This is a genomic window from Allorhodopirellula solitaria (genome assembly GCF_007859855.1).
Lineage (GTDB): Bacteria > Planctomycetota > Planctomycetia > Pirellulales > Pirellulaceae > Rhodopirellula > Rhodopirellula solitaria.
The window spans coordinates 22341-45593 of record NZ_SJPK01000016.1 but is presented as its reverse complement, the minus strand read 5'-3'; the positions used below and the strand labels follow the sequence as shown (position 1 = coordinate 45593).

Sequence of the window (23253 nt, the reverse complement as noted above, 5' to 3'; positions counted from 1 at the left end):
GACTGATTCAGGCATCCGAGTCGGCTGTCAACACCCGATCGACCGCTTCGGAGAACGTCTCAACCGATCCGGAAATCGCTTCAGCGACCTGGTCTCCCGCCTGCGAAACCCGCTTTAAACCGTCGGTGACGTCCGCCATGGCGGCGTCCACGCTGGCATGGGAATCGGTTTGCGACGAGGTTGGCAAGGGCTCTCCGGCTGGCTGGAGATCGATCGAGGAGCCCGTCGCATCGACACTCTCCGCAAGCGGCTCTCCGCTGGCCGTCACCAGATCGCCGGCAGCCTGCGGCACTATTTCGTCGCTGCCATCCGCCGTGGCCAAGTCATCCGCGGTAGCGGCGTTGTCGGCGATCAAGGTCGAGGCGGCTGCAGCAGCGGACGAAGATCCACTGGAGTCACCGGTGTTGAGATTCAGTTCCCCATCACTATTCTCCAGGCTGATGCGGATCAACTGCATCTCGTCCTCTTGGCCCATCACTTGGATGACGGTGTTGTCGTTGATGTTCGCCGACAGGCTCACAGGCACCGGCGATTGATCCGTGGCATCGGCGGCAGCTGGGGCGAGTGCATCGACCGTAATCGCTGAGCCAGTTTCATCGAGACCGACCTGCACGTCCGAGACCGCCCCGGCGGTCGGCCCACTGGATTGAGCGAAGACCGCTGGGCTACCAGGCGTGACCGCTGCCATGACCGACAACCGCGGTGCCGAGCCCAGCCAATCGGCGACGCTGTAGTACTCCGCTTTCACGCTGCCGAAGCTCAGCTCGACGGTTTCATCGCCCTCATCGACACCGCTTTCGATGTCAATTTCCTGGGCCGTCTCGCCCTCATGTAGGAACGGGATGGCGGGCACGTTGAGTTGGTAGGATCCGGGCAATAGGTCGGGCACGCGAACGCCTTGATCGGTGATTTCGACACTGCTGTCACTCAGTGGGATGCTGATGGATTGGTTCTGGATATCCGTGCCCGTCAAAATGAACTGCGAGAGATCACCGCTCAGCAGGGCGAATGAGTTCGTATCGAACAACACCTCGATTGAGCGCGGTAGGTATTCCGCGACCGTGATCGTCATGGTGGCTGGGCCACTGGTCAGACCACCGGAGTCTTCGACGGAGAAATCAAAGGTCACTTCGCCCGTAAAGTCCGCGTCGTCGGGAGTGAAGAGGATCGATTGCCCATCGCTGGACACGGACACCGTGCCGCTCGTCGGCGTGCTCAGGTCAACGAACTGGAGCGTCTCACCCGTGTCGACGTTGGCGGGCAAGTCCGAGATGGACAGGACTGTCGAGGTTCCACTGCCCTTGGAAATCGTCAGCTCGCTGTCGGAGATCGGTGGGTCATCGTTCACGCTGGTGACGTTGAAGGTCGCCGTTGCCGTCGACAGGCCACCGCCACTGTCGCGAATCGTATAGGTAACGGTTTCGACCCCGTGGAAATTGGCAACGGGTTGATACAACAGTGACGTGCCATCGCTACCGATGGCGACCGACCCGCCAGCGGACGGTGTGCCCAAGGCTGTGATTTCGAACGTTTGGCCGTCGGCATCGGCCGTGTCATTGGCGAGCACATCGTAGCTGGCCTGCGGGGCATCCTCGTTGATCGCGGGGTCGCCCTCGACTGGGAACGAATCATCCACGGCTGTTGGCGGTGCATCGGCTGGTTGCACAGTCACAGTGACCGATACCGTATCAGTACTCGTTCCGTCGCTGAGCGTGTACTCAAACGTATCGGTGCCGACAAAGGATGCGGGCGGCGTGTAGTTCACCGCGTCGCCGTCTGCGGTGATCGTCACCGTCCCGCCCGAAGTCGGTGTGGTCACGTTGGTCACGCTGAGTGTCTCACCAGGATCGGCGGTATCGAGTTCGTTTGCCAAAACGTCGAGCCGGTTCTCGCCCGAGTCGGAATCGACCTGGAACGTATCGTCGACACCGACGGGAGGGTCGTTAGCACCGGTGACGGTCACGGTCACCGGGACCGTGTTCTGGACGCCGCCGGGCCCCGCGACCAAATAGGTGAACTCGGCAGTGCCCACGAAATCGGGGGCGGGTGTGAAGCTGACGATGCCGTTGTCGAGCGATACGCTGCCGCCGCTGCTCGGCTGCGTCACACTGACGACCGACAGCGATCCGGATCCCGAGACGATCTCGTCGTTGGCGAGCACGTCGAGTTCCGTCGCACCGCTGTCCTCAGCGACGGTAAAGCTATCCGGGTTGGCGGTGAAGCCCTGCCCCACGGCTAAGGACGCACTGCGATAGTTGACAGCTTCGGTCGGCACGTTCTCATTATTGAAGAACAGCAGCACTTCGCGATTGGAACCATCGGCGGGATTGGTCACGAAATTGACCGATCCGGCAGCGAGCGTTTCCATCTGCAGCGTGGCGATTAGCGATTTTTCCTCGTTGGTAGGTGTCGTGCCTGTGTTGACGCCACCGAGTTCGTCGATCAATCCAGTATTGATTGTCCCGGAGGGCGTGTTGGCGAACTGCACCGCGTGATCGATCGAGGTGCCGGGGACGACACGTACCAGTGTGCCGTCGAACACGATGTCCGCGTAGGCAGCATAGATGCCTCCCTGCTCGCCTCGAGCGCGTTCGTCGGTACCGTACATTTTCAGCAAGAACTGGTCGCCGACGTCGAGCGAACTGACGGGGTTGCCATCGAGGTCGGTAATTTCGAGCTGGATCCCCGCTACCGGTTCGTCGGCGACGTTGACGCTGAAGGACTGCGTCTCGACATTGCCGGCCTGGTCGGTGAGGGTGACTGTGAACGCATTGGCTCCGACTTGGGCGGCCGTCGGCGTCCAGTTGATCACGCCGGTGCCGGCGACGATGGTCGCGCCGCTGGGGCGGGTCGTCAACGCGTAGGTGACCCCGCTGCCTTCCTCGGAACTGACGAGGTTGGTTTGGTAGGGTGTGTTGACGTTGCCCGTCGTCGTGACCGCACTGGTGTCGAAGCTCGGTGAGCTGGTGTCGTAGATCAGTGTAATCGGTGCCGACGCCTCGCCCGCGGTTCCGCTGACCACCTGCCGCGCCGCCAGGGTATAGGTGCCCTGGCCGATGGCCGCGATGTTGTTGGTGGTGATGGAGATCGTGCTGCCACTAGCGGTACCCACACCGATGACCGTGTTGTCAGAGGTATCAATGATCTGCACCGTTGCACCATCGGTCACACCGGTGACGTCAAACGTCATCGAGCCGAGATTGGTGATGTTGTCCGTGTTGCTGCTTCCTGAGTCGCTGCTCGCTCGCAGGTCAATGGAAGTGGGCACGGCGATCGCGGAATCATCGAAGGTAAACGTGACGACCTGCGTGTCGGCAGCATCCCCAGCTCCGGTCGTGGCAAAGACGCCCACGCCGACATCCACGCTGCCCTGGAAACCGGCCGCGGGAGTCACGGTAACCAGACCAGTTGCGGGATCGACCGAGGCCGTGGCATCATCCGAGCTCGTGCCGCCGACGAAATAGCTCACTGGGTCGCCCTCAACGTCAACGCTCTCGAGCTGCAGTGTCGCTGGCCCAGTTCCGCTGGAGACGATCGGGTCATCGATGGGTTTCAAATAGGGTTGGCTGTTGATCTCGTTGCCGTTGGCGTCCAGGTCTTCGGTAACCGTCACCTCCACGACCTCTTGGTGCTGATTGCCATCGCTGTCGGTGACCGTGAAGGTCACGTTCGTCGTGCCAGTACCGCCGAGGGCTTTGAGCATCACGACACTGTTTTCGGTGTCATTGAAAATCGTGGCGTTACCAATCCGGACCGGATTGACGGGTTTGTCGTTGGCGTCGAGGTAGGTTTCGCTGATCGCCTCGCGGACGTCGTCACCCTCGACGAGTTGTCCGAAGACGGAATGCTGATAGTCCAAAAACCGAGTGGGGACCTCGGTAATGAAGAACTGTGAATTATTTGTATCGTCGGACGACTTTGCGAACGACAGCACGCCCGATCGGTTGTGCTGCAGGTCAGGGTGGAATTCATCGTCGAAAGAGCCCAGATCCGACCCGCCCGTGCCAGTGCCCTGTGGGTCGCCGGCTTGGATCACAAAATCGTCGACGACGCGGTGGAACAGGATTCCGTCATAGAAACCATCCTCAGTCAATTCGACGATGCGGCCTGTCGCTTCGGGAGCACGTTGTTCGAATAACTCGAACACCATGTCGCCGTAGCCTTCCATGTCCAATCGCAGTGAACGATTCCCGCTCAGGACGGTCCCTGACAAGATCGCTTGGTCTTCCACCGACACGGTCACCGTCAGCGGACTACCATCGGCATCATAGGCGTCGATGGGGATGTGCAGGGGAGAGCCGATGGCAACCGTTTGCGGGCCGATCTGCTGGAACGTCGGGAGAGCTTCGGCCGGATTGACGTAGTCACTTGCTTCGATCAGCGACTCAATCGATTGCACGCCGCTGTGATGGGTGCCATCGGGGAAGACCCACGTCGGGTACTCGGTAATATTCAGGTCCGCGTACTGCGGATCTTGCGATTGTTCGGCATTGTCGAGCGTCACATCGGTGAAGGGCAGGTATTCCTGGCCGTCCTGGAAGAGGTCTTTCTGCTGCGTGCAGGCGGCACACCAGTACGCCCCATAGAATTCAAACCCTTCCTGGTCGAGATGTTTGGCCAGCTCAACGAGATCGACTGGCGCTTCGCCTTCGGCCGCAATTTGAGAACTGCCGCGATCGCTCGCCGAGGTGTCCGTCACGACCGACACGTCATCGGCCGTCGTGGGGGCCGGATCGGTAAACCACATGCCGACGTCACCCGCCATCAATTGCCTCGCCTCGAGCGTCTCGAGCAGCAGCCGTCCGCGATCGGCCGAGGTTCTCGCGGCGCCACCACGGGCGTCCAAAGCGATCAGGCGAGCGAGACGTTGGCGTAGTTTTTGAGCGAGATTCATCAATAAACGCGTTCAATAGGATGATTCGAATCCGGCAACCACCACAGTGTGGAAATGCAGGAGATATCGGAAAAGTCGACGATCGATAGTTGGATTAACAAGGTATTTCAGTACAGCCGGACAGCTTTCGCCAACCGGGAAACTCGCCTCAGTCTTCGCAGACGCCCCGGGAAGGTCCAGTTGTGCGAGCAAAAAAACTCTAGCACTCGGATGAGTCCCGCGTGGACCGAAAACACGTTATTAACGTTCCTAGGATCGCCATCGAGCACAATCCAAGATGACGATCGACTGAGTTTATCCGACACAACTAATTGGTTTTCATAAGCTGACCTCTGTGCCGACATTGCCAGTTTTGACGCTGAGAGTGACTGTTTGGTTCCCTCGCACCGCGACAACCTGCCTGTTTGGGGGGGGCAGCAATGCCGTGCCATGAGCTAAAGGGATGCTGTTTCCCGAACCTGATTCGCCATGCTTGAATTTGTGTACGACAGAACCGCTTTGGACGAGGCGACGAGCTATCAGTTACCCATGATTTCGCCCACGCCGAAGGCGTTTTAGAAAATAGCCGGTGGTTTGAGCGCAAGCGAACACCACCGGATACGACAAAACCCAATCGCCGAACCTCCAAGCCTCCGCACCTCCAACCCGCAGCCCATGCCTAAAACGAAACCCAAAAAAACGTCTCGTCACCCGGATCCTGACCCCAGCCAACCTCTCTGCGAACAGACCTTGGTGGTCGGTCCTGCCAGCAGGGATCGATCTGTCAAGTTGCCCTCGGGCGACATCGTGCCCGTGCCGGACACTTGGGAGTTGCTGCCTCCAGGCGATGCTGGCGTGACCCGGCGGGTCAAAGCGGCCGGACCGACCTGGACGGTCAAGGAGCGAAAGGGGCGGCGTGAATTCTCGCAGGGCCTGTGGGCCGACGGGGCCCAAATTCAACAGGCTCGGGCATCGATGGAGGCCACCCGCAGTACAGCCCAGTACGCCAAGGCGAAAGCCGCCGCCAAGGTCCGCCGCGACGAGAAACAGGGCGAGTACGTGGAAGATTTCCAAGCGGCTGTCGTCGAGTTTCTCGCCTTTGATGAATCGTATGGCAGCATCGCCGAACGGCTCGCTCAAGCCGTCACGGAGCATGCCACGCCCGTTGGCAGCGGCACGGTGGCGCGAACGCAGCGGATCCCGATCCAGCAGCGGGCGGAGTCCGCTGTGATCGCGTGGATGCGTCACCAGACCACCGCTTACGACGATATGTCGATCGCGAGGGTCAAAGGCGAGCGGAGAGAGGTCCGCCGGCAACTCGCCGCCCAATCGCGACGCTTGCTCGAGAAGTACCGTCGCGGGGCGCCCGACGCCATGGCCCACTGCCCGCTGGCGAAAGCCCTGCGGGGATAAAAACCTTTGGCATCGCCCTATCCCGACCTGCTTAGATCATCGAGGTGGGTTCGTAAGGGATGTCCTCGATCAGTTCCATCGGCAGAGGTGCGACGGTCAATCCGGCTTCTTTGCAGATCCCGTCGATGGCTTCCTGGGCCTTCTGTACCAAGAATTCGCGGGTTTCGCCCTTGTACTGCATCGTCGATGCGGTGGGGCTGAGCGGTCCTGAGAATTGGCCCTCATCGAGGTGCTGGACAACCTTGACGTGATCGAGTGGCCCGTTGAGTTCGGGCAGGATACGATCGTGCGTGGTTGCGGAACTCGGGTCGATGTCTTCGGGGATCGAGCCCAAGCGAACGGCGACGATTTTCTCGCCTGGAATTTCTCCGAACTGGTCCATGCCACCGTCGCCAACGACCCAATCCCAGGTGTCGATGAGGTATCCGACCTCGGGGATGGCGTCGACGAGAGCGCGGAACGTTTCGACATTGGACACAAACGGGAACTGCTTCTCTTCCAGATGCTCCTTGCCTGCTCGGAACCCGACGCCGAGCTTGATGTCTCGGGCAGCGAGGACTTCGGCGATTTGGGTGATTCGTTGACGCTGGATGTCAAAGAATTCATTGAAGGGGAGACGATCGGTTGCGGCGGGCACGCGGATCAGGGCGCGATCGACTTGCAATTGCTGAGCGACTTCACTGAGCGGGTGCAGGGTGGCGACGCCGGCAGTGAAGGCATCATCGTCAGCGTCGAGATCGATTGCCAACGCGAAGGTGCCGATCCGAATGTCAGCGGCCCGGAGGTATTTCGAGGCTTCTTCGAAGGAGGACCGTTGCGAGCGGCGAAGCATATCGTGCATGTCGATATCCATGCCACGGAAAGCATAGGTCAACGCCAGTTCGATCAATTCGCTTTGGCGTCCGTTGATGCCAAGTGCTTGCGGGCAAAAATTCTTAAACACGTGGTTAAATTCCTTGACTAAATGATTGAGAGAGTTTGAGTTTTCTGGGGTGATACGGCGATGCGAATGCGGAAGCCGCGAGCAGACTATCGGCGGCGGCCGCGCGAGTTTCCGGACGAACCGCCCGACGCGCTACCGGCTGAGTTGCCTCGGCCATTGCCATTGTTACCACGGGAGTTCCCGCCGCCGCGGCGACCGCTGAGGTTTTTGTCGACCATTGAATTGACCAACGAGTTCCAGCTGGGGAAATCCTGGTTAGGGGCTGGGGAATCGCTACGCGAGTCACGCTGTCGGCTGCGGCCACGCCCGCCTCGGCGTGATCGATCACGTCGGTCTTCGTCCTCGCCCTCGGAGCGACGCGAGGCGTCTCCACGCGGGCGTCGGCGAAGAGTTTCCGCTTCATCGTCGTCTTCCAGGTCGTCGTCGAAAGCGGAGCGAGGCAAATCGTCTGATTTCTTGCTGTCCCGGGGGGCGGCGTCTCGGTCGCTGGAGTCGCTGCTGCCAGCGCCCCGGCGTCCTCGTCGGCGACCACCGCGTCGCGACCGGCGTCCGGCACGGGGGCCGTCGTCATCGCTTTTTTCGCCGCGATCCGCTGCACGAGGATCGTCCGATCCCGAATCGGAGCCGTCGCTTTCGTCGAGATCATCGAATAGCTCTGAGGCGAATCCGACATCGTCATCTTCGTCATCGAGGATGGGTTCGCGGGTTCTCGCAGCCCGGGGCTGGTTCGATTCCCGGTCGCTGCGTGGAGAGTCAGCACGGCGGGACTCGCCGCGTTGTCCACCGCGGCGGCCGCGTGAGCGGCGTGGCGAGTCATCGCTTTCGGCGACGACTTCATCCTCGCGGGAGTTCGAGCGGCGAGCGGGCCGCGAGGAGGTTTCGGTCACATCCTCTTCGCTCATGCGTTGACGTTGACCACGGCGTCCACCGCGTCGCGAGCGAGGGGCTTCCTCTTCCGAGGAGTCGGCCTGTTCAGCCCGTTGGGAGGGTCCACGGTTGGCGCTTTCGCCTTTGCCGCGTCCGCGGGGATTGTCGTTGCCCCGCGATTCGTTCGGCTGTGGGTCGCGGCTCTCTGAACGGCCGTCCCGTGACCGGCGGTCTTGGGATCGGCGACCCCGTGATTCGCCGCGTGAAGGGCTGGTGTCGGCCGCGGCATCGCTGTCATCGTCGGAATCGAGTTCATCGCCCACGAACCCAGCGAATCCTTCGAGCTCGTCGTCACTGTCGGAGGCATCGTCGTCGGAGGTGTCGTCGTCGAATGCATCGACCCCGAGGCCATCGGCAAAGCCTGAGCCGCCACCTCGGCGTTTGCGGTTGTCGCTGGGCTGCGACGAGCGATCTGAGGACGATTCGTCGCGTCCGGCGGATGAGCGGCCGCGGCGGCCGGCACCGAGCTGCGATTCCCGCTGCTCGATTTCCTCTTCGGCCGAGCCGAATCCGCTTGCTTTCGCGGGAGCTTCTGGAGCAGTGGTCGGTTCGTCTGCGGGAACGCCAAAGCCGGGTAACTTTGGAGGCGGTTCGACTGCGGTTAACGCGTCGAGAACCTCAGCTCCCGCTTCGTCCGATTTCGCTGATGAGCTCGTTGGGGATTTTGCGGCGTCAGCACCGGAGGTGTCCGAACCCTGCTCGGAGCGACCGGTGTCCGCTGGGTCAGCCTTGCTGTCGCCAGCGGCCTCCGCGGGCGGTGGGGCCGAATCCTTTTCAGCGGGGGTGGAGGCCGCGGGGGCCTTCTCTTTCTTGACTTCAGCCGGCTCAGGAGGGCGAGGTGTACCCAGGAGGCTGGCGAGAATGTTCCAATTGTCGGGCATGGGGAGTGGAAATCCGATGAGAATCGGGCGGTGGGAAATACACCGCCGATCTGTTGTAGGGGGTAGTTTCCACGTAGGTATAACCTGTTGGGGCCTATCTCCCAAGGGTGAATGTCCCCGGGATGCCGCGAAGGCTGATTTTTTAGCGGCGGAATATTTTACCAAATCCTCATTTCCGAACCGCTCATTGGCCTGAAAACGCGTTGTCGACGTGATATTCAAGCGGATTCAGCCGCCACTGCCGAAAAATCAAGCGATTGACAACGTCGCTCGGACTGTCCAACCTTGCAGCTGGACACCCGGCACACGTGTTGCCGGTATTCAATTCTCGTTGGAATGGACTATATGAACCGAGCCGAGCTCGATTCGATTCGCCAAGCGGGCCCGGCAATTCTGCCGAGCCTGTTGCAATGTGATTTCGGTAATCTCCAGTCGGAAGTCGAACGCCTGAGCCAGGCGGGCACGTCGGTGCTGCATCTCGACGTCATGGACGGGCATTTTGTGCCCAACCTGACCTACGGAATGCCGATCGTTGCAGGGCTGCGCCGGCACACGAGCCTGCCACTCGACGTTCACCTGATGATCAGCGATCCATTGGCATACGCCAAAGCGATGGTTGATGCCGGTGCCGATATGTTGACCTTCCACGTCGAAGCCGTTGACGATGCCGTCGATGTCGCTGGGCAAATCCGCGATCTCGGCGTCGGTGTCGGTTTGGCGATCAATCCAGACACACCGATGAGCCAGCTCGACGGAGCCCTCGACGGTGTCGATATGGTGCTCGTGATGAGCGTCCAGGCCGGTTTTGGGGGCCAGTCCTTCAATCCGGTGGCGCTCGACCGAATCCGCGATCTCCGCGCTCGCTTTCCCGATCTGTTGTTGGAGATCGATGGTGGCATCAATGCCTCGACGATCGGTCCCGCACGGCAGGCCGGATGTGATCTTTTTGTCGTCGGTTCAGCGATTTTTTCCAGTGACGACTACGGTGTAGCCATTGCCGGTTTGAATGATGCGATGGCCTCCAACCAAGGAGCCAAGTGATGATGTCTCTCAAAGCCGCCGCCCGATCCAAAGTGATCCTGATTCGACCGGGTGCCACCACGTTTGACGAACAGGGCCGCATGAAAGGCTCGCTCGATATGCCGATGAGCCAACGCGGCCGTGAGCAAGCGGAGAATCTCGCCGAGGAATTGGCTGGGGTCCGGTTCCATGCTGTCTATCACGCCCCCTGCGAGTCAGCTGGTGAAACCGCTGCGCTGCTCGTCGAAGGCCGCGAACTGCGTCCCAAAGCGATCGACGGCTTCCGCAATATCGACCACGGATTGTGGCATGGCAAACTCATCGACGAGATCCGCCGCAACCAACCGCGTCTGTATCGTTGCGTCGCCGAGAATCCCGAGACCGTTTGCCCTCCGGGTGGCGAGTCCCTGCAAGCCGCTGCCGCTCGGGCGATGAAAGCGATTCACCGAGTGCTCCGCAAGGGCCGCAACCAAGTCATCGCATTGGTGATTCCCGATCCGCTGGCCAGCCTCGTGGCGGCTCAGCTCAACGACGAAGCGATGCCGGATATGTGGAAAGTGGAAGCCGATGCAGGCAACTGGCAATTGATCGAAGCGGACTGCTAGCGGTCGCTCCAGGATCGGATCGCCGCCACGACTTTTTCCTGGGGGACGTCAGCGATCAGTCCGACGCTACCGATTTCCTGGGGAAGCACGAAACGCAATTTACCGTGAGCGACTTTCTTGTCGTGAGCCATGACTGGAACCATCTTGGCGGGATCCGCCTCGGCCCAGCTCCGTGGCAATCCTGCAGCTTGGATCAATGCGGTCTGCCGCCTCAACAGCTCGTCGCTGCACAGACCGAGGTCCACGCCGAGGCTCGCGGCCATCTGCATCCCGATCGCGACGGCTTCTCCGTGCAGCATCACGCCGTAGCCGGCGGTTGCTTCGATTGCGTGGGCGAACGTGTGACCATAGTTCAGGATAGCGCGGCGTCCTGTCGTTTCTCGCTCGTCATCGGCGACCACACGGGCTTTGGATTGGCAGCTTCGTGAGATCGCATGGCGGGTCGTCTGCGGCTCGCGCTCGAGGATGGCAGCGATGTTGGTCTCGAGGTAGTCGAAGAAAGGCGCGTCTTCGATCACGCCGTATTTAATCACCTCCGCCAACCCGCTGAGATACTCACGCCGGGGTAGCGTGGCGAGGAAATCGGTATCGATCCAGACCAGGTGCGGTTGCCAGAATGCACCGACCATATTCTTGCCGCCGGGCAGGTTGATCCCCGTTTTTCCGCCGACGCTGCTGTCGACCATCGCCAGCAGGGTGGTGGGGACTTGCACGAATCGCAGGCCGCGAGTGAACGTGGCGGCTGCGAAGCCGGCCAGGTCACCGATCACGCCACCGCCAACGGCAATCACCACGCTGCGACGATCCGCCCCACAATCGAGCAGTTCGCTCCAGAGTTCGGCGAGCCGATCGGTTGATTTGCTCGTCTCGCCCGAGGCGACTTCGATCTCACTGATTCGAATGTCTTCCCCTGCGAGCGAATCCAGGATTTGCTGCCCCGCCGACGTGGCGATCGCGGCGTCCTGGATCACGATCGCGTGAGTGCAGTCACCGAGTGCGGCCCGCAACCGGCCGGCAAACCCCGATTCATCGGGTCGACCGGTCGCAGAACTCTCGATACAGATGGGGTAGCTCCGTTGGCCCAGATCCACAGTGATTTCTGTGGCGTTGTTCGTTGGGCGTGTCCTGGCAGAGGTTGATTCAGAGCGGGGAGGGATCGACACGGTGAGTATGCAAAAACGAGGGTAGTGACAAGAATGGGTCGTCTATCCTAACCTCGACCATGCCGATTGAGCGACCTGTCTCGTTCCACTCCCACTCGCCTGCCCTACTACGGACGGATTCCAACTTGCCCGACACGCCCAATTCGCCCCCCGATGAGCCTTCGCAACCCGCTCAGCCTTCGCAACCCGCTGAGACGATCCCACCCTCTGAGGCGATGCAACCCGCTGCGAGTACGCCCAGCGGTGACCCGACGGCGGTCGATCCACATGCGGACAAGTACAACGACCCACGTGTGCACTTTGGCGCCCGAGCGTGGCTGGGTGTGGTCGCGGTCCTCGTTGGTGCCACCTTGTTTACCTTTGCCAGTATCTACGCGCGGCGGACACGCTTGGTCGAAACCACACGCTTTTGGGGGAAGCCCACAATCGAAGCACTCCAGCTCGGTGATCACGTGATGTTGTTGCCGCTCGAGGGTAGCGATTTTGAACCGGTTGAACTGACGGCATTTCCCGGTCTCGGACACCTCCGCAAGGCGTTGTTGGACGAACGGCACTATGACTGGGCAACCGAGACCGATGGCGGCATCGCCGAGTTTTGCAAAGAGACCGACGAGGTCGAGTGCGTCCGCTTGGAGTTTTCCGATCCGACCCTCAAACGCTTCCCCAAGGCTCGCATTGATCTGGAGCTGAACCACGGCGTCGTCGGCCCCGCCGATCAATCTCGCCGGGTACGGGTCAACGACCGCGTTCGCCCGGCGTTGAAGTATCAGATCGGACTGCTCGAACAGGTCAAACAGGAGAGCTATGACAACCGTGAGTAGTGACGCGGGTGCCAGCGGATACATCACTTAAGTCAGCGACGCTTTTCGTATTTCTCCAGACGTTGGGCCACGCCTGGAATCAATCTCGCAGCGTTTTCGTGGTAGATTTTACTGAGTACCTCGTCGGGCAGATTGATGCCGTAGATCCGCCACAAACCTTGCGGTGGCGGGGATTTTTCACTGTAGGGAAAGTACTCGTCCCGCGTTTCCAGAAAACGCCAGTAGTAGTGCAGCCGCTGGGCAGGCCAGGGGCCGTCGGTTCCGAATAAAATCCGGTCGGCATGGCGGAGAAAAAAGTCCCGTGCCGTGTACGGTTGCCGACCCAGTTCGCTGATCCGAGAGGCGGGCTCGACCCACAGATTGGGATACTCGTCGAGCCACTTCGAAACCGTGGCGAGGTCCTCGGCATTGTTCGCGATGTGGGCACCGATGAACTGCGTTTTCGGGTGTCTGGCGATGACCCGATTGCGGGCCGCGAGCAGTGCCTCCCGCGAGGGATATTCGTCCCCGTGGAAACTCCAATTCGGATGGCGAGAGAGTTCCTCCCAGCGTTCGTTGGCGGAGTCGATGGGCTCAAAGAATGCGGCCGGGTCGCTGGTGTGGATGATGATTGGGATCCCGAGTTCGCCACAGGCGGCCCAGATCGGATCCCAACGTCGGTCGTCGATCTCGACGAGCGATCCATCGGGGTTTCGATACCCCAGCCCAAACCGTTTGAAGAGTTTCAATCCCGAAACGCCGTCATCGACCGCGGCTCTCAGTTGCTCGGCAGTCCGCTCGGCGAAACCGGGTCGGTGACAGGCCCAGGTGGCTGGGTTGTCGGTAGCTCCGTCTCCCTGCCAGTCGACATTGGCAAAGACTACGAACCGGTCGCGGTAGCGTTTCCAGAGTTGCTTGAGATGCTCGTCAAGTTGGCTGCCGAGCTTGCCATCGAGCGACACCGAGACCGCGATGTTGTTGGCATCCATTTCCGAGACATAGTCCGCGAGAGCCTGTTCGTTTTGGCGTAGCCGATAGAACAGGTGCGTGTGAACGTTGACGACCGGGGTTTTCGCCCGCGTCAACAGTGTGGCTTTGACCTGGAGCTGAGGCACCGGATCGAAGTGACGCACCGAGAGTTCACGACCGTCGCAGCCATCGAGGGGCGGCTCGGGCGTCGGCCGATCCGCGGTCGTGGCCGCCTGAGGTCCATCCTTGGAATCAGTGCCGTCGCCGGCAAGAGTCGGTACCGCTAGTGCAGCGGCACATGAACCGAGAAAGCAAACGAAAGCCAATCTCATGAAAAAAATACACCCGGGTTAGTGGCAAGGTTGAATCGATTTGAGATGCGAGAACTCGCTGGCCAGTTGAGCGGCGCGATCGCTCGTCAAGCAATTCGTCGGCCCCGCGTGGGAGCCATCGGCCCGCCATCGTAATCCACCTCGCATCGCCGCGTGGATCGTTTCGGAATCCGCCACAGCGTCACGCTCGATCGCGATCGCCTCGATCCGCAGCACGGCGGCAAATAGGTCGGCAACGAGCGCCGTTCGCTCCGGTTCGGATTCGGGAAAACCGGCGAATTGATCGTGTTGGTATTTTTGGGCGATGGCCGCGGCGCGATCTGCCAAGGACCGTTCCAAACGCCGACCACTGGCGTCGTACCGATAGAAGCCCTCCCCAGAGGCAACGCCTGTTAGCTTGGCCTTCACCATCGCGGGCAGCAGCGGGGACGGATCCATCCGTGTCGGGAACGCACTCCAGACCACACGTCCGCCATCGAACGCGGTCCGCGGACCAATCAAGTCGACGAGTTGAAGCGGCGAGATCGGCATCCCATACATCAGGGCCGCTCGCTCGATTGTTTCCGCAGGTACCCCGCCGCAAAGCAGGTTCATGGCCAGGTTGAGGTAGGGCGCCAGCAGCCTGTTGACGACGAACCCCGGTGCATCTCGAACCAACAGCGGTGTTTTGTCGAGTGCGCGGGCATGTGTGCAACACGCCTCGATCACTTCCGCAGTCGTCCCCGGACGCTGCTCGGTAGCGGCCGGGACGCTGCGATGCGGGATGATCTCGACTGCTGGCCGATCGACGACGGGCATGAAAAAATGCAATCCGCAGAGTCGCTCGGGGGAACGCATGTTGGCTGCAATCGAAGCGATCGATAGCGTCGACGTGTTTGTCGTCAGGATCGCATCCCGCTCAAACCACTGCTCAGCCTCCGCAAAAAAATCTTGCTTGATATCGAGTCGCTCCGCGATGGACTCGATCAGCAGCCATCTCGGGATGCCGGCGGGAGCGGACTCGGCCGTGGGTTCACCCGCAGACGGGTGTGTTGGGCTCAGATGCACGACGGGCAGTGGCAACCGTGAACCCCAGGGGGAAGCGGATACCGCGACGCAGTCGGAGTGCTCGAGCACGCGGTCGCAGCTCTCTCGGAGGACGTCTTCGTCGCGATCGGCCAGCCACACCGGCACACCCGCCCTGAGATGATCGACCGCGATCGCGCGGCCGACCACCCCCGCTCCGACGAGCAGAACATGGTCACAGCAAGACGTCACTGGATTCTGCTGCGTTTCGCTCATTGCGTTGTCACCGCTGCATCTTTGGGGGCTGAGTCAGCGATCGGCAAGATCGCCTGATCCGGTGCTGTCGTCGGGTCGACAGGCTGCGGGGGGGCGGGCTCGTCGCGAGGGATGGGCTGGGGGACGAGCACCAAACGTACCGGGGTGCCCCGCTCGGGGATGCGATCACTGAAAGGTTCGAAGAGCAAGCTGCCTGCGTCAGCGCTGCTGTTGAAGGGAACATCGAGCATGGCCGAGGAAAAGTTCGACACGCAGATCATGTCACCTGCATCGGCGGAATAGTGTTCCATATCGTCCTCGGGATCGGACCAAAACATACTGCCGGCAAAGACCCACGGCTCCTCCAGTTCCGTTTGCGTTTTCATGTTGCGAACCCATTTCCGCGCGTCGGCGACATGGAATTCATCACTCGGTACAAACTCCTGGGGCGATGCAGGCTCACTGTCGTCGGCGGGTTCCGGTGCAGACGAAGGTTCTGGGCTACGCCATGCCACCCAGACCGAGATTGTTTGCCCCGTCGGTGGTAAGAACTCTGGGTTCCAACGCACCGGCGTGCCGCTTTGGGCACCGATCGCGAGCAACGCCGCGTGAACCTCGCTACTTTTAGCAAACACGGCGACGACGGATTCGTGCTCCTTCGTTCCGATCGGGCAGGCAAACATTTCCAGCGGACCACGACGCATCGTGACATAGCCATCGACATAAACTCGCTTGGCATTCATATCGACCCAGAGATCAGGTTGCTTGCCGAGCTGTTTGGCCTCAGGGGGAGCTGCATAGGTGTCAGCGATCCGTCGCAGGGCGCGTTTCTGGGCCTCGATGTGTGCCAGGATCTCAGGATCGATCTCGTAATCGTCCTCCTCCGTCGCGTCCCCCACGTTGGGAGATTCGGATTCCTCGGCGGAGCTGTCCGCTGAGGCTGTCTCGGAGGAAGCGTTTGTCGGGGCCGGATCCGCGTCGGTCTTCGGTGGCGGTTGGAGTTGCAGTTTGCCCATGGGTTGAGTGGGGCTGTCGCCATCGGCACCGCCGTCCTCGTTTGGCTGCGGTTGTGATGCCGGGCTGGAGGGATCCGGGGTCGATGCGGTTGGGGACGATGCAGTTGGGGCTTGGGGGCTTTTGGCTTGAGGGCTTTGGGGTTCGCTCGCGTCGCCCGCCGAAGGTGACTTGGCGGCGGGGGCAGGTTCGACAGGCGCTTCGCTCGCTTTCTGCTGGCAGCCTGGCCCGATCGCAACGAGCGAGGAGATTGCCAGTGAGAGCATGAGGGCGCGGCGGGGCTGTGCCCGGAATGTGAAATTTGGAGTGTGCATCTTCGGTTCCCATCGGCGGGCGGTTAAACTGCGTGACCGCCCCAGTATCCCCGTTGTCCGCCCATCGGTCCATGACATTGACCCCCACGCCCGCGAAGAAACGTAAACGCACCAAAAAGGCATCACTGCAGTCCCCAGCGGCGGGTGGGAAATTGCCCGATTTCGGCAATCCGTTGGATCTTTCCCAGTGGGATGCGTTGAAACGAACCCTGCTGGGCGGGGAGTTGTCCAGCCGCTCTGCGGCCACCGTTTTTGCTGATGCGCTCAACGAAGACGCGATTTATCGCTGGGGCGAGGCGGTTGCGGTCGAGGGGCCGGATACCGCTTTGCAGCAAAAACTCGCGGGGCTAGCCAGTCGCGATGATGGCGGGCAGGGCGGCCAAGTCTCCGCATCGGAGCGTCAGTGGTGGATCGATCAGGCCGATCGATTTATCGATCAAGTCTTCCGTGACTCGATAAGCTGCGTCGTGGCGAGTGAGGCGGTGCTGTGGGCCGCCGCAATGCCCGGACTCAGCGATGTCTTGCCGGCCGAAACATGGTGGCAATGCGGGGAGCAACTCCTGCAGCTTCGCGCCGATGCTTCGCTGCGATCCGATGCGACTTCGCCGCTGCATCTGTTGCTCGCCGGCGAACTCGGTCTCACCCTGGCGTGGCGACTCGCCTCGATGCCCTCCTGCGGCAAGCTCGCGAAGTCCGCGCGGGAAGCCATCACGGTTTTCTTGCAGGGCGAGGCAGAATCCATTGACCGGTGTTTGGTTCGCCCTCAAGAATTGCGACTCGTGGTTGCCTCGCTCGTCCGCTGCGATCGGTTGCTCACTGTGCTGGCGAAGCCCACCCGGCTGCCAGAACACCCCCAGACCGCTGTTAAAAAGCTCACCAAGCGAGAACGTGAAATCGCTGCCGAAATGGCGACCTGGATGGCGGCGCTGACAAGGCACGATGGCACGCAGGTGTTCTCCCAAGCCGATGCCGCTCACTGTCGCCTCGATGTCCAGAATCACTCGGGGGAATCAGCAACGAAGAAGAAAAAGAAAGAGCAAACCGAGTTGCAAGGGTTGATGCAAGCGGCCAGCAGGTTTGATCCGGAAACGCTGCAGCCCGCGATGGGGGCTGCGCTCGGCCAGGGCCATTCGGGCGGGCGGTTGGCCTGGGAAGTCTCACTCCCCGAGGCGATGTGGCACAGCGAAACGAGTGGAGTCGTCGCGATGCTACCGGAATGGGATGTGCGGCGGGGACGCACCTTTCTGAACTATGCTGGCGACGATTTCGCTGTGGATGTGATGGGCGGTCGCCGATCCATTTTGCAAGGCACACACGAAACAATGGTCCATGTCGACGGTGTTTTGCAGGAACCGACAGGGGCCTGGGAATGCACGTGTGAATACACCGACGACGACGTGCACCTGATCGAACTCGAGCAACCCCACAGCGGCGATGTGGTGCTGCAGCGGCAATGGATGGTGGTCCGGGACGACTGCTGCGTGATGGTCTCCGATGCCGTGCTGCCCGCGCGGATGAGCGATCCCAAGCAGATAGGAAGCACTGGGCGTGATGGTCGCGAAATTCGCTGTGTCAGTCGCTTGCCCTTGGCCGCGGGCGTGGACGTGATCGAAGATGACCAGACCCGGGAGCTCGTCTTGAGCGACGGCAAGAAGAAACGCGGCTTGGTGATGCCGTTGGCTTCGAGCGAATGGAAGGTCGGCCCTTCGGCATGCCACGTCTTTCTCTCCGAAGATCAACATCTCGTGGTCACGACGACGGGCAGGGACGCGGTTTATTCACCGCTGTGGCTGGATTTTCAGACGCGTCGGTTCCGTCGCAAGCGAACCTGGCGGCAGCTCACGATCGCTGAGGACCTTACCGAGATCCAGCGGCACATTGCCGCCGCTTTCCGAGTCCAAATTGGCAGTGAACACTGGTTCTTGTACCGCTCGATGTCCGGGCGAGGGCCGCGTTCGGTCATGGGCAAGCACTTGATCGCTGACTTCTTTGCTGCCCGCTTTCACCCCGGCGACGGTGGGATGGAAGAGCTTGTCACCGTCGACGAAAGCGAGTGAGTAAACATGGTCACCCCCATTTCCACCCCACAGCTCCCCGGTACCGCCGACGAGGCACGACAGCGAATCGCAGAGAATTGGAACGGTGTCTGCCGTGATGTGGCCCAAGCCGCAGCGGATGCTGGGCGAACGCCGAGCGAGGTGCGAATCGTTGGCGTTTCGAAATACGTCGATGCCGAAATCACGAGCTGGTTGGTCGAGGCGGGCTGTCGTGACCTGGGAGAAAACCGCCCTCAAGCACTCGATCAGAAAGTTCATTGGTTCGCCGAGCATCGGCAAGATCTGGTCGAGGGTTTGCATTGGCATCAAATTGGTCACCTGCAACGCAACAAGGTGCGACGCTTGCTCGCCGCCTCACCATGGATCCATTCGATCGATAGCGAGCGTTTGCTCGTGGAGGTAGCCGATCACGCGCAGCGCCGTGGCGACCAAGTGGATGTCTTGATCGAGGTCAACGTCAGTGACGAGGACGCTAAGACGGGACTGCCCGCAGCCGAACTCACCAAACTGGTCGAGCGATTTCTCGCTCAACAGCCAGCATCTTCCGCACCGTCAGGGGTGCGGATCGCCGGTTTGATGGCCATGGCGGGCTGGGGGACTGATCCACAGCAAGCCCGCCCTCAGTTCGCTCGCCTCCGCGAGCTTCGCGATGCCCTTGCTCAACAAACCGGGCTGGTCCTGCCAGAGCTATCGATGGGAATGAGCGGGGACTATGCCGCTGCCATTGCCGAAGGCGCTACGATGGTGCGAATCGGTTCGCGCCTGTTTGCTGGGTTGTTGTAATCGCGCAGGGCAGTAATCGCACAGTTCAATTAATCGCACAGGGCCATAACCAGTACAATTACTGGGCAAGCATCATCTTCGCTCTGCTGGTAATATGAGGGCAGCCCTCTAGACCGCTGCCCCTCCCTGCGACCGTCGGTGAGTAACTCCACGGTCGAAAACGGCGTGTCTGCCCCCTGCCCGTCTGCCGATCCATTCGGCGGTTCTTCCTATCGGTGTATCGAATGAAAAAACGTGGTCCCATTATCGTCGGTGCTGGTATTGCGTTGCTGGCCGCCAGTCAGTTCTTAGACTTTGGCTTGGGTTTCCAAGAGGGCGACGGACCAGGAGCGACGAGCGACCCGAACGCCCAGGTCTCGATGGACCCGACGATCACTCCATCCCCATCGCAGAGCGAACGTGAGTCAACGCGGGATGAAGCCGCCGAGGATTCGATTCCCTCGTTCGCTGAAACACCCGAACCATCACCGCCTGACGTTGTAGACATTCTGATCGACGGCAGCTTGTACCTGGTGATCGTGCAGGCCGGTGAGGCGACCCGCGAACCCATGACGCTCGACCAGATCGTCGCGATGGCGTCGACCGTTGACGGCGAGGAGAGTGGCATACGCGTCCGTGTTGCGCGGACGCCCAACGCGGTTGCCTCGGCCGAAGCCGCCGTCATGCAACAGCTCAGCGACGCGGGGCTGGCCGCGGACGAGATCGACGCGCGACGCCAGCTCGTCGAAGCGAACTAGTGCTGCAGCCGGGTTTCCGGTGGAGTCGCTCAGCAAGAAGTGGGAGCAAGTTCCCCCCGCGGCTTGCAGGCTATCGATTTATTCGATGTTGGCTCCGCAGCGTTGAGCCGAGGGCCGTCAGGCCAGGGCCATCGATTCTGCCCCCGTTCGGGGCATCATCACGATGGCAACCCGACGCGTCAGCGAGGAAAATGCAGTGTTTTGCGTGGCGAACAAGTGATCCTCGCTGACGCGTCGGGCTACCAAGACCGCTTCGCGGTCGGAAGTAGTTGGCATTGGCCGTAAGGCCCCGGGTAACGCCGCCCACCCGGCCGCTGACGCGTCTTGGCTCAATGAATCGACAGCCCGTGACGCATCTCGGCTCACTGTAGCGGCGTCAGGGACGCCACGACCGCTACCGAGATCATCGTTCTCTAATTTTAAAACGTTGCTTAGACGTCTTTCCAGCAGCGCTCTTTGGCACTCGCCAGGACCGCATCGCAGACTTTTTGGGTCTCCAGAGCGGCTCGGAAATTAGGCTGCACTGGCTCACCCGACTCGAGGGATTTCAGGAAGTCAGCGACTTGGTGGATGAAGGTGTGTTCGTAGCCGATCTGCAGTCCTGGAACCCACCAGTTGCCCATGTAGGGTTGGTCGCCATCGCTGACGTGGACACTTCGCCAGCCCCGGACAATCGAGTCGTCGCTGTGATCGAAGTATTCGAGACGATGCAGGTCGTGAAGGTCCCAACGCAGGGACGCGTTTTCACCGTTGACCTCGAGCGTGTACATCGCTTTGTGACCGCGAGCGTAACGCGTGGATTCGAAGATCCCGAGTGATCCATTATCGAAGTGGCAATGGAACATGCAGGCATCGTCGATCGTTACCGCCTGTTTGGCACCTGTTTCGGCGTGGACGCGTTCTTTCACGAACGTTTCCGTCATCGCCGAGACATCTTGGATACCACCGTTGAGCCACAGAGCCGTATCGATGCAGTGGGCGAGCAAATCGCCAGTCACGCCGCTGCCGGCCGCTTCGGCGTCGAGTCGCCACGTTGCCGCGCCGCCCTGGGGCACGTCCGCGTTGATGGTCCAATCCTGGAGGAAGTTGGCACGGTAGTGAAAAATCTTCCCGAGCCGGCCTTCGTCGATCAGTTGTTTCGCCAGAGCGACAGCGGGTACGCGGCGATAGTTATACCAAACCATGTTGGGCACGCCGGCCTTCTCGATCGCCTCACACATCTCCACACCCTCCGCCACGTTCATGGCCAGAGGTTTTTCACAGAGAACCATCTTGCCAGCCTGTGCTGCCGCGATGGCAATTTCTTTGTGCAGATTATTCGGTGTGCAAACGTCAATGGCGTCGATGTCATCGCGTGCAATCAATTGACGCCAGTCCGTTTCGATGGACTCGTAGCCCTGTTGGTCGGCGAACGCTTGAGCCTTGTCCGCACTGCGGGCGCACACCGCTTTGAGTACCGGGTGGTATTCCAAGTCAAAGAATCGGTTGGCCTGGCGATACCCGTTGCTGTGTGTACGGCCCATGAAGCCGTAACCGATCATGCCGATGTTGAGTGGTTTCATACTCTTGTGATTTGATTTCGAGAGAGGGATAGGTTTTCAGTAATCGTCTGCCATGGGGACGGCACCCCGCCGACGCTGCTGGGCTCGATACTCAGTTCCAACCATGAGCGTCTTGGACGCTCAGCATCGCCGAGAGGATATCGTTCCAGGTTTCTGGTTGGTGCATGACATCGTTGGGGAACATGCAGCCGTCCCAACAGATATGCTTGCAGACCTGCAGCACATCACCGTGCTCGTCTCGCAACCAGTGAGCTGCATCGACAGGGATGTTCAGTTTCCCGTTGGGATCGTTTGGCAAGCAGTGCCGTCCCGTCTTGTCGTGGCTGCCGGTGCCATGAACGGTGGCATCATTTTGAGCGACGTGAAAATCGATGGTCCACGGCCGCAAGGCATGCGTGAGTTCACGGAGCGCTTCGGTCTTTTTCTCCTCGTTCTGCCAATCAAAGTCGCGAGGGAGAATGGCGTCTTCCGGGGCGTTGTAGCCGAGCAAATACAGCAGTGTGTGGGCCATGTCGGCTTGGAAGCCGAGTCGTTCTGGGTGACCGACTTTTTCCAGCAGATCAACCATGGCTTTCCAGCTGTGCATTCCGCCCCAACAAATTTCACCTTCGGCAGCGAGCCGTTCGTCGTACTCTTCGGCAATATCGCAGGCGGCTTTGAACGTATCAGCGATCGTGCTTTGATTTTTCTCCGGATCTTCGAACCACTGGGCTGTCGGGGTGGCGCTATCGATCCGCACGACGCCGTGAGGCCGGACGCCGAGTTGACGCAGTTTGCGCCCGATCTCGCAACCTTTGCGCACCTGGGTGAGGAAGGCTTCGACTTCCTCGGGGCCTCCCGCGGCGCTCCCGCCGCCGGTGGGTGTCCAAACGGGAGCGACGACGGTGCCGATATCCAAGCCGCGGCTGCGGACTTCTTCGGCGACCTGTTCGAGGTCTTCGTCGGTGGCATCGATCGAGATGTGAGGCTCAGACAGAAAGATGTCAACACCGTCAAATTTGCGTCCGTCCACTTCGGCCGCCGCCGTCAGGTCCAGAATCTCCACAAGTGAAATCACCGGATTCTCGTCGTCGTCACCTTTTCCGACCACGCCAGGCCAAGCTGCATTGTGCAGTTTGGGATAAGTATGAGGATGTTGGTTCATCTAATTCAAAATCATTGGAGAGAGGAAAGGGGTGAACGCTGGAGAGGCCACCAAGACCTGCGTCGCCCACCGCGGGATTAGCAATGGCTTAGGGGCGCAGCCGGATTCCTACTGAATCCCACTGGGACTCGGCGAACGAGAATGCTTGCAGATCGTCCCCCTGATTGCAAGTAGTGCTGTTGTCACCGCCCTAAGTATTGATCGAGCTGATCGGCCTTGCGCAGCAGGTACGGGATGTGCTGGTCGGTGGCCTGCACGAGACGCTGCAGTTGACGCAACTGATCCTGGAATTCTTGGCTGAATTGACGCTGTTGTTCATCACGCCAACTCTGTTCGAGCTGATTCATCTGAGCCGCAAGCATGCCGCCGCGCTGCCGCAATTCCTCGGTGAACTGGGACAGCTGCGCGGCAAATTGACGGATCTGGTCGGGGTCACCGATCGCTTGAGTCATCCTG

Annotated in this window: 18 protein-coding genes; 7 read left to right on the top strand and 11 right to left on the bottom strand. The window is 60.6% G+C overall.

The annotated features are described in order from the left end of the window. Positions 1–7 precede the first annotated feature (7 nt). The gene (locus tag CA85_RS21015) at positions 8–4894 is read right to left on the bottom strand and encodes an Ig-like domain-containing protein (RefSeq protein WP_146393331.1); all 4887 of its coding nucleotides are present in this window, start codon (positions 4892–4894) and stop codon (positions 8–10) included. A 654-nt stretch (positions 4895–5548) separates the two neighbouring features. Between CA85_RS21015 and CA85_RS21010 the strand changes: the two genes are divergently transcribed. Then, positions 5549–6286 (top strand): DUF2293 domain-containing protein, encoded by a 738-nt coding sequence (locus CA85_RS21010; RefSeq protein WP_146393330.1) that lies wholly within the window; start codon positions 5549–5551, stop codon positions 6284–6286. Between the two features lie 31 nt (positions 6287–6317). Here the strand turns inward: CA85_RS21010 and CA85_RS21005 are convergent, their stop codons facing one another. Further along, positions 6318–7229 carry a TIM barrel protein gene (locus CA85_RS21005; protein WP_146393329.1) on the bottom strand — a complete coding sequence of 304 codons (912 nt, stop codon included), beginning with the start codon at positions 7227–7229 and terminating at the stop codon, positions 6318–6320. 86 nt (positions 7230–7315) lie between these two features. Further along, positions 7316–9037: a hypothetical protein gene (locus CA85_RS21000; protein WP_146393328.1), complete on the bottom strand. Its 1722-nt coding sequence runs from the start codon at positions 9035–9037 to the stop codon at positions 7316–7318. Positions 9038–9382: 345 nt separating this feature from the next. Here CA85_RS21000 and rpe point away from each other — a divergent pair, with 345 nt between their 5' ends. Continuing rightward, positions 9383–10078, top strand: a complete 696-nt coding sequence (gene rpe / locus CA85_RS20995) for a ribulose-phosphate 3-epimerase (protein WP_146393327.1) — start codon at positions 9383–9385, stop codon at positions 10076–10078. After that, on the top strand, positions 10078–10662 hold the full coding sequence (locus CA85_RS20990) for a histidine phosphatase family protein (protein WP_146393326.1): 585 nt from the start codon (positions 10078–10080) through the stop codon (positions 10660–10662). Before rpe ends, CA85_RS20990 begins: the two co-directional genes overlap by 1 nt. On the opposite strand, the gene aroB is transcribed toward CA85_RS20990, so the two are convergent. After that, positions 10659–11825, bottom strand: coding sequence for a 3-dehydroquinate synthase (gene aroB, locus CA85_RS20985; RefSeq protein ID WP_146393325.1), 1167 nt, complete (start codon positions 11823–11825; stop codon positions 10659–10661). The genes CA85_RS20990 and aroB overlap by 4 nt on opposite strands. A gap of 125 nt (positions 11826–11950) precedes the next feature. Between aroB and CA85_RS20980 the strand changes: the two genes are divergently transcribed. After that, entirely contained in the window at positions 11951–12646 is a 696-nt protein-coding gene (locus tag CA85_RS20980; protein ID WP_246113036.1) for a hypothetical protein, read from the top strand. Between the two features lie 32 nt (positions 12647–12678). Here CA85_RS20980 and CA85_RS20975 read toward each other — a convergent pair whose 3' ends face one another. Genes CA85_RS20975 through CA85_RS20965 form a run of 3 tightly spaced genes read right to left on the bottom strand, consistent with a single transcriptional unit; the run spans position 12679 to position 16514 of the window. Further along, the gene (locus CA85_RS20975; RefSeq protein ID WP_146393324.1) at positions 12679–13926 is read right to left on the bottom strand and encodes an amidohydrolase family protein; all 1248 of its coding nucleotides are present in this window, start codon (positions 13924–13926) and stop codon (positions 12679–12681) included. A gap of 18 nt (positions 13927–13944) precedes the next feature. After that, entirely contained in the window at positions 13945–15207 is a 1263-nt protein-coding gene (locus CA85_RS20970) for a 3-hydroxyacyl-CoA dehydrogenase family protein (RefSeq protein ID WP_146393323.1), read from the bottom strand. Continuing rightward, positions 15204–16514, bottom strand: coding sequence for a YdjY domain-containing protein (locus CA85_RS20965; RefSeq protein ID WP_186775100.1), 1311 nt, complete (start codon positions 16512–16514; stop codon positions 15204–15206). The genes CA85_RS20970 and CA85_RS20965 overlap by 4 nt, the downstream gene beginning before the upstream one ends. Positions 16515–16585: 71 nt before the next feature. Between CA85_RS20965 and CA85_RS20960 the strand changes: the two genes are divergently transcribed. From CA85_RS20960 to CA85_RS20950, 3 genes are all read left to right on the top strand, one after another. Then, on the top strand, positions 16586–18571 hold the full coding sequence (locus tag CA85_RS20960; protein WP_146393322.1) for a glycosyltransferase family protein: 1986 nt from the start codon (positions 16586–16588) through the stop codon (positions 18569–18571). Positions 18572–18577: 6 nt separating this feature from the next. After that, on the top strand, positions 18578–19354 hold the full coding sequence (locus CA85_RS20955; RefSeq protein ID WP_146393321.1) for a YggS family pyridoxal phosphate-dependent enzyme: 777 nt from the start codon (positions 18578–18580) through the stop codon (positions 19352–19354). A 224-nt stretch (positions 19355–19578) separates the two neighbouring features. Next, positions 19579–20091 carry a hypothetical protein gene (locus CA85_RS20950; RefSeq protein ID WP_146393320.1) on the top strand — a complete coding sequence of 171 codons (513 nt, stop codon included), beginning with the start codon at positions 19579–19581 and terminating at the stop codon, positions 20089–20091. A gap of 117 nt (positions 20092–20208) precedes the next feature. Here CA85_RS20950 and CA85_RS25135 read toward each other — a convergent pair whose 3' ends face one another. From CA85_RS25135 to CA85_RS20935, 4 genes are all read right to left on the bottom strand, one after another. Beyond that, positions 20209–20367 carry a hypothetical protein gene (locus CA85_RS25135; protein ID WP_186775099.1) on the bottom strand — a complete coding sequence of 53 codons (159 nt, stop codon included), beginning with the start codon at positions 20365–20367 and terminating at the stop codon, positions 20209–20211. A 155-nt stretch (positions 20368–20522) separates the two neighbouring features. Continuing rightward, positions 20523–21653 (bottom strand): Gfo/Idh/MocA family protein, encoded by a 1131-nt coding sequence (locus tag CA85_RS20945; protein ID WP_146393319.1) that lies wholly within the window; start codon positions 21651–21653, stop codon positions 20523–20525. Positions 21654–21744: 91 nt separating this feature from the next. Then, the gene (locus CA85_RS20940; RefSeq protein WP_146393318.1) at positions 21745–22797 is read right to left on the bottom strand and encodes a sugar phosphate isomerase/epimerase family protein; all 1053 of its coding nucleotides are present in this window, start codon (positions 22795–22797) and stop codon (positions 21745–21747) included. A 182-nt stretch (positions 22798–22979) separates the two neighbouring features. Then, on the bottom strand, positions 22980–23249 hold the full coding sequence (locus CA85_RS20935; RefSeq protein ID WP_146393317.1) for a WXG100 family type VII secretion target: 270 nt from the start codon (positions 23247–23249) through the stop codon (positions 22980–22982). Positions 23250–23253: the final 4 nt, after the last annotated feature.

What these genes read in the sequence shown, in the direction of transcription:
- CA85_RS21015 (WP_146393331.1), bottom strand. Translation starts at nt 4,894, where the DNA reads ATGAATCTCGCTCAAAAACTACGCCAACGTCTCGCTCGCCTGATCGCT.
- CA85_RS21010 (WP_146393330.1), top strand. Translation starts at nt 5,549, where the DNA reads ATGCCTAAAACGAAACCCAAAAAAACGTCTCGTCACCCGGATCCTGAC.
- CA85_RS21000 (WP_146393328.1), bottom strand. Translation starts at nt 9,037, where the DNA reads ATGCCCGACAATTGGAACATTCTCGCCAGCCTCCTGGGTACACCTCGC.
- rpe (WP_146393327.1), top strand. Translation starts at nt 9,383, where the DNA reads ATGAACCGAGCCGAGCTCGATTCGATTCGCCAAGCGGGCCCGGCAATT.
- CA85_RS20990 (WP_146393326.1), top strand. Translation starts at nt 10,078, where the DNA reads ATGATGTCTCTCAAAGCCGCCGCCCGATCCAAAGTGATCCTGATTCGA.
- CA85_RS20975 (WP_146393324.1), bottom strand. Translation starts at nt 13,926, where the DNA reads ATGAGATTGGCTTTCGTTTGCTTTCTCGGTTCATGTGCCGCTGCACTA.
- CA85_RS20970 (WP_146393323.1), bottom strand. Translation starts at nt 15,207, where the DNA reads ATGAGCGAAACGCAGCAGAATCCAGTGACGTCTTGCTGTGACCATGTT.
- CA85_RS20965 (WP_186775100.1), bottom strand. Translation starts at nt 16,514, where the DNA reads ATGCACACTCCAAATTTCACATTCCGGGCACAGCCCCGCCGCGCCCTC.
- CA85_RS20960 (WP_146393322.1), top strand. Translation starts at nt 16,586, where the DNA reads ATGACATTGACCCCCACGCCCGCGAAGAAACGTAAACGCACCAAAAAG.
- CA85_RS20955 (WP_146393321.1), top strand. Translation starts at nt 18,578, where the DNA reads ATGGTCACCCCCATTTCCACCCCACAGCTCCCCGGTACCGCCGACGAG.
- CA85_RS20950 (WP_146393320.1), top strand. Translation starts at nt 19,579, where the DNA reads ATGAAAAAACGTGGTCCCATTATCGTCGGTGCTGGTATTGCGTTGCTG.
- CA85_RS25135 (WP_186775099.1), bottom strand. Translation starts at nt 20,367, where the DNA reads ATGCCAACTACTTCCGACCGCGAAGCGGTCTTGGTAGCCCGACGCGTC.
- CA85_RS20945 (WP_146393319.1), bottom strand. Translation starts at nt 21,653, where the DNA reads ATGAAACCACTCAACATCGGCATGATCGGTTACGGCTTCATGGGCCGT.
- CA85_RS20940 (WP_146393318.1), bottom strand. Translation starts at nt 22,797, where the DNA reads ATGAACCAACATCCTCATACTTATCCCAAACTGCACAATGCAGCTTGG.
- CA85_RS20935 (WP_146393317.1), bottom strand. Translation starts at nt 23,249, where the DNA reads ATGACTCAAGCGATCGGTGACCCCGACCAGATCCGTCAATTTGCCGCG.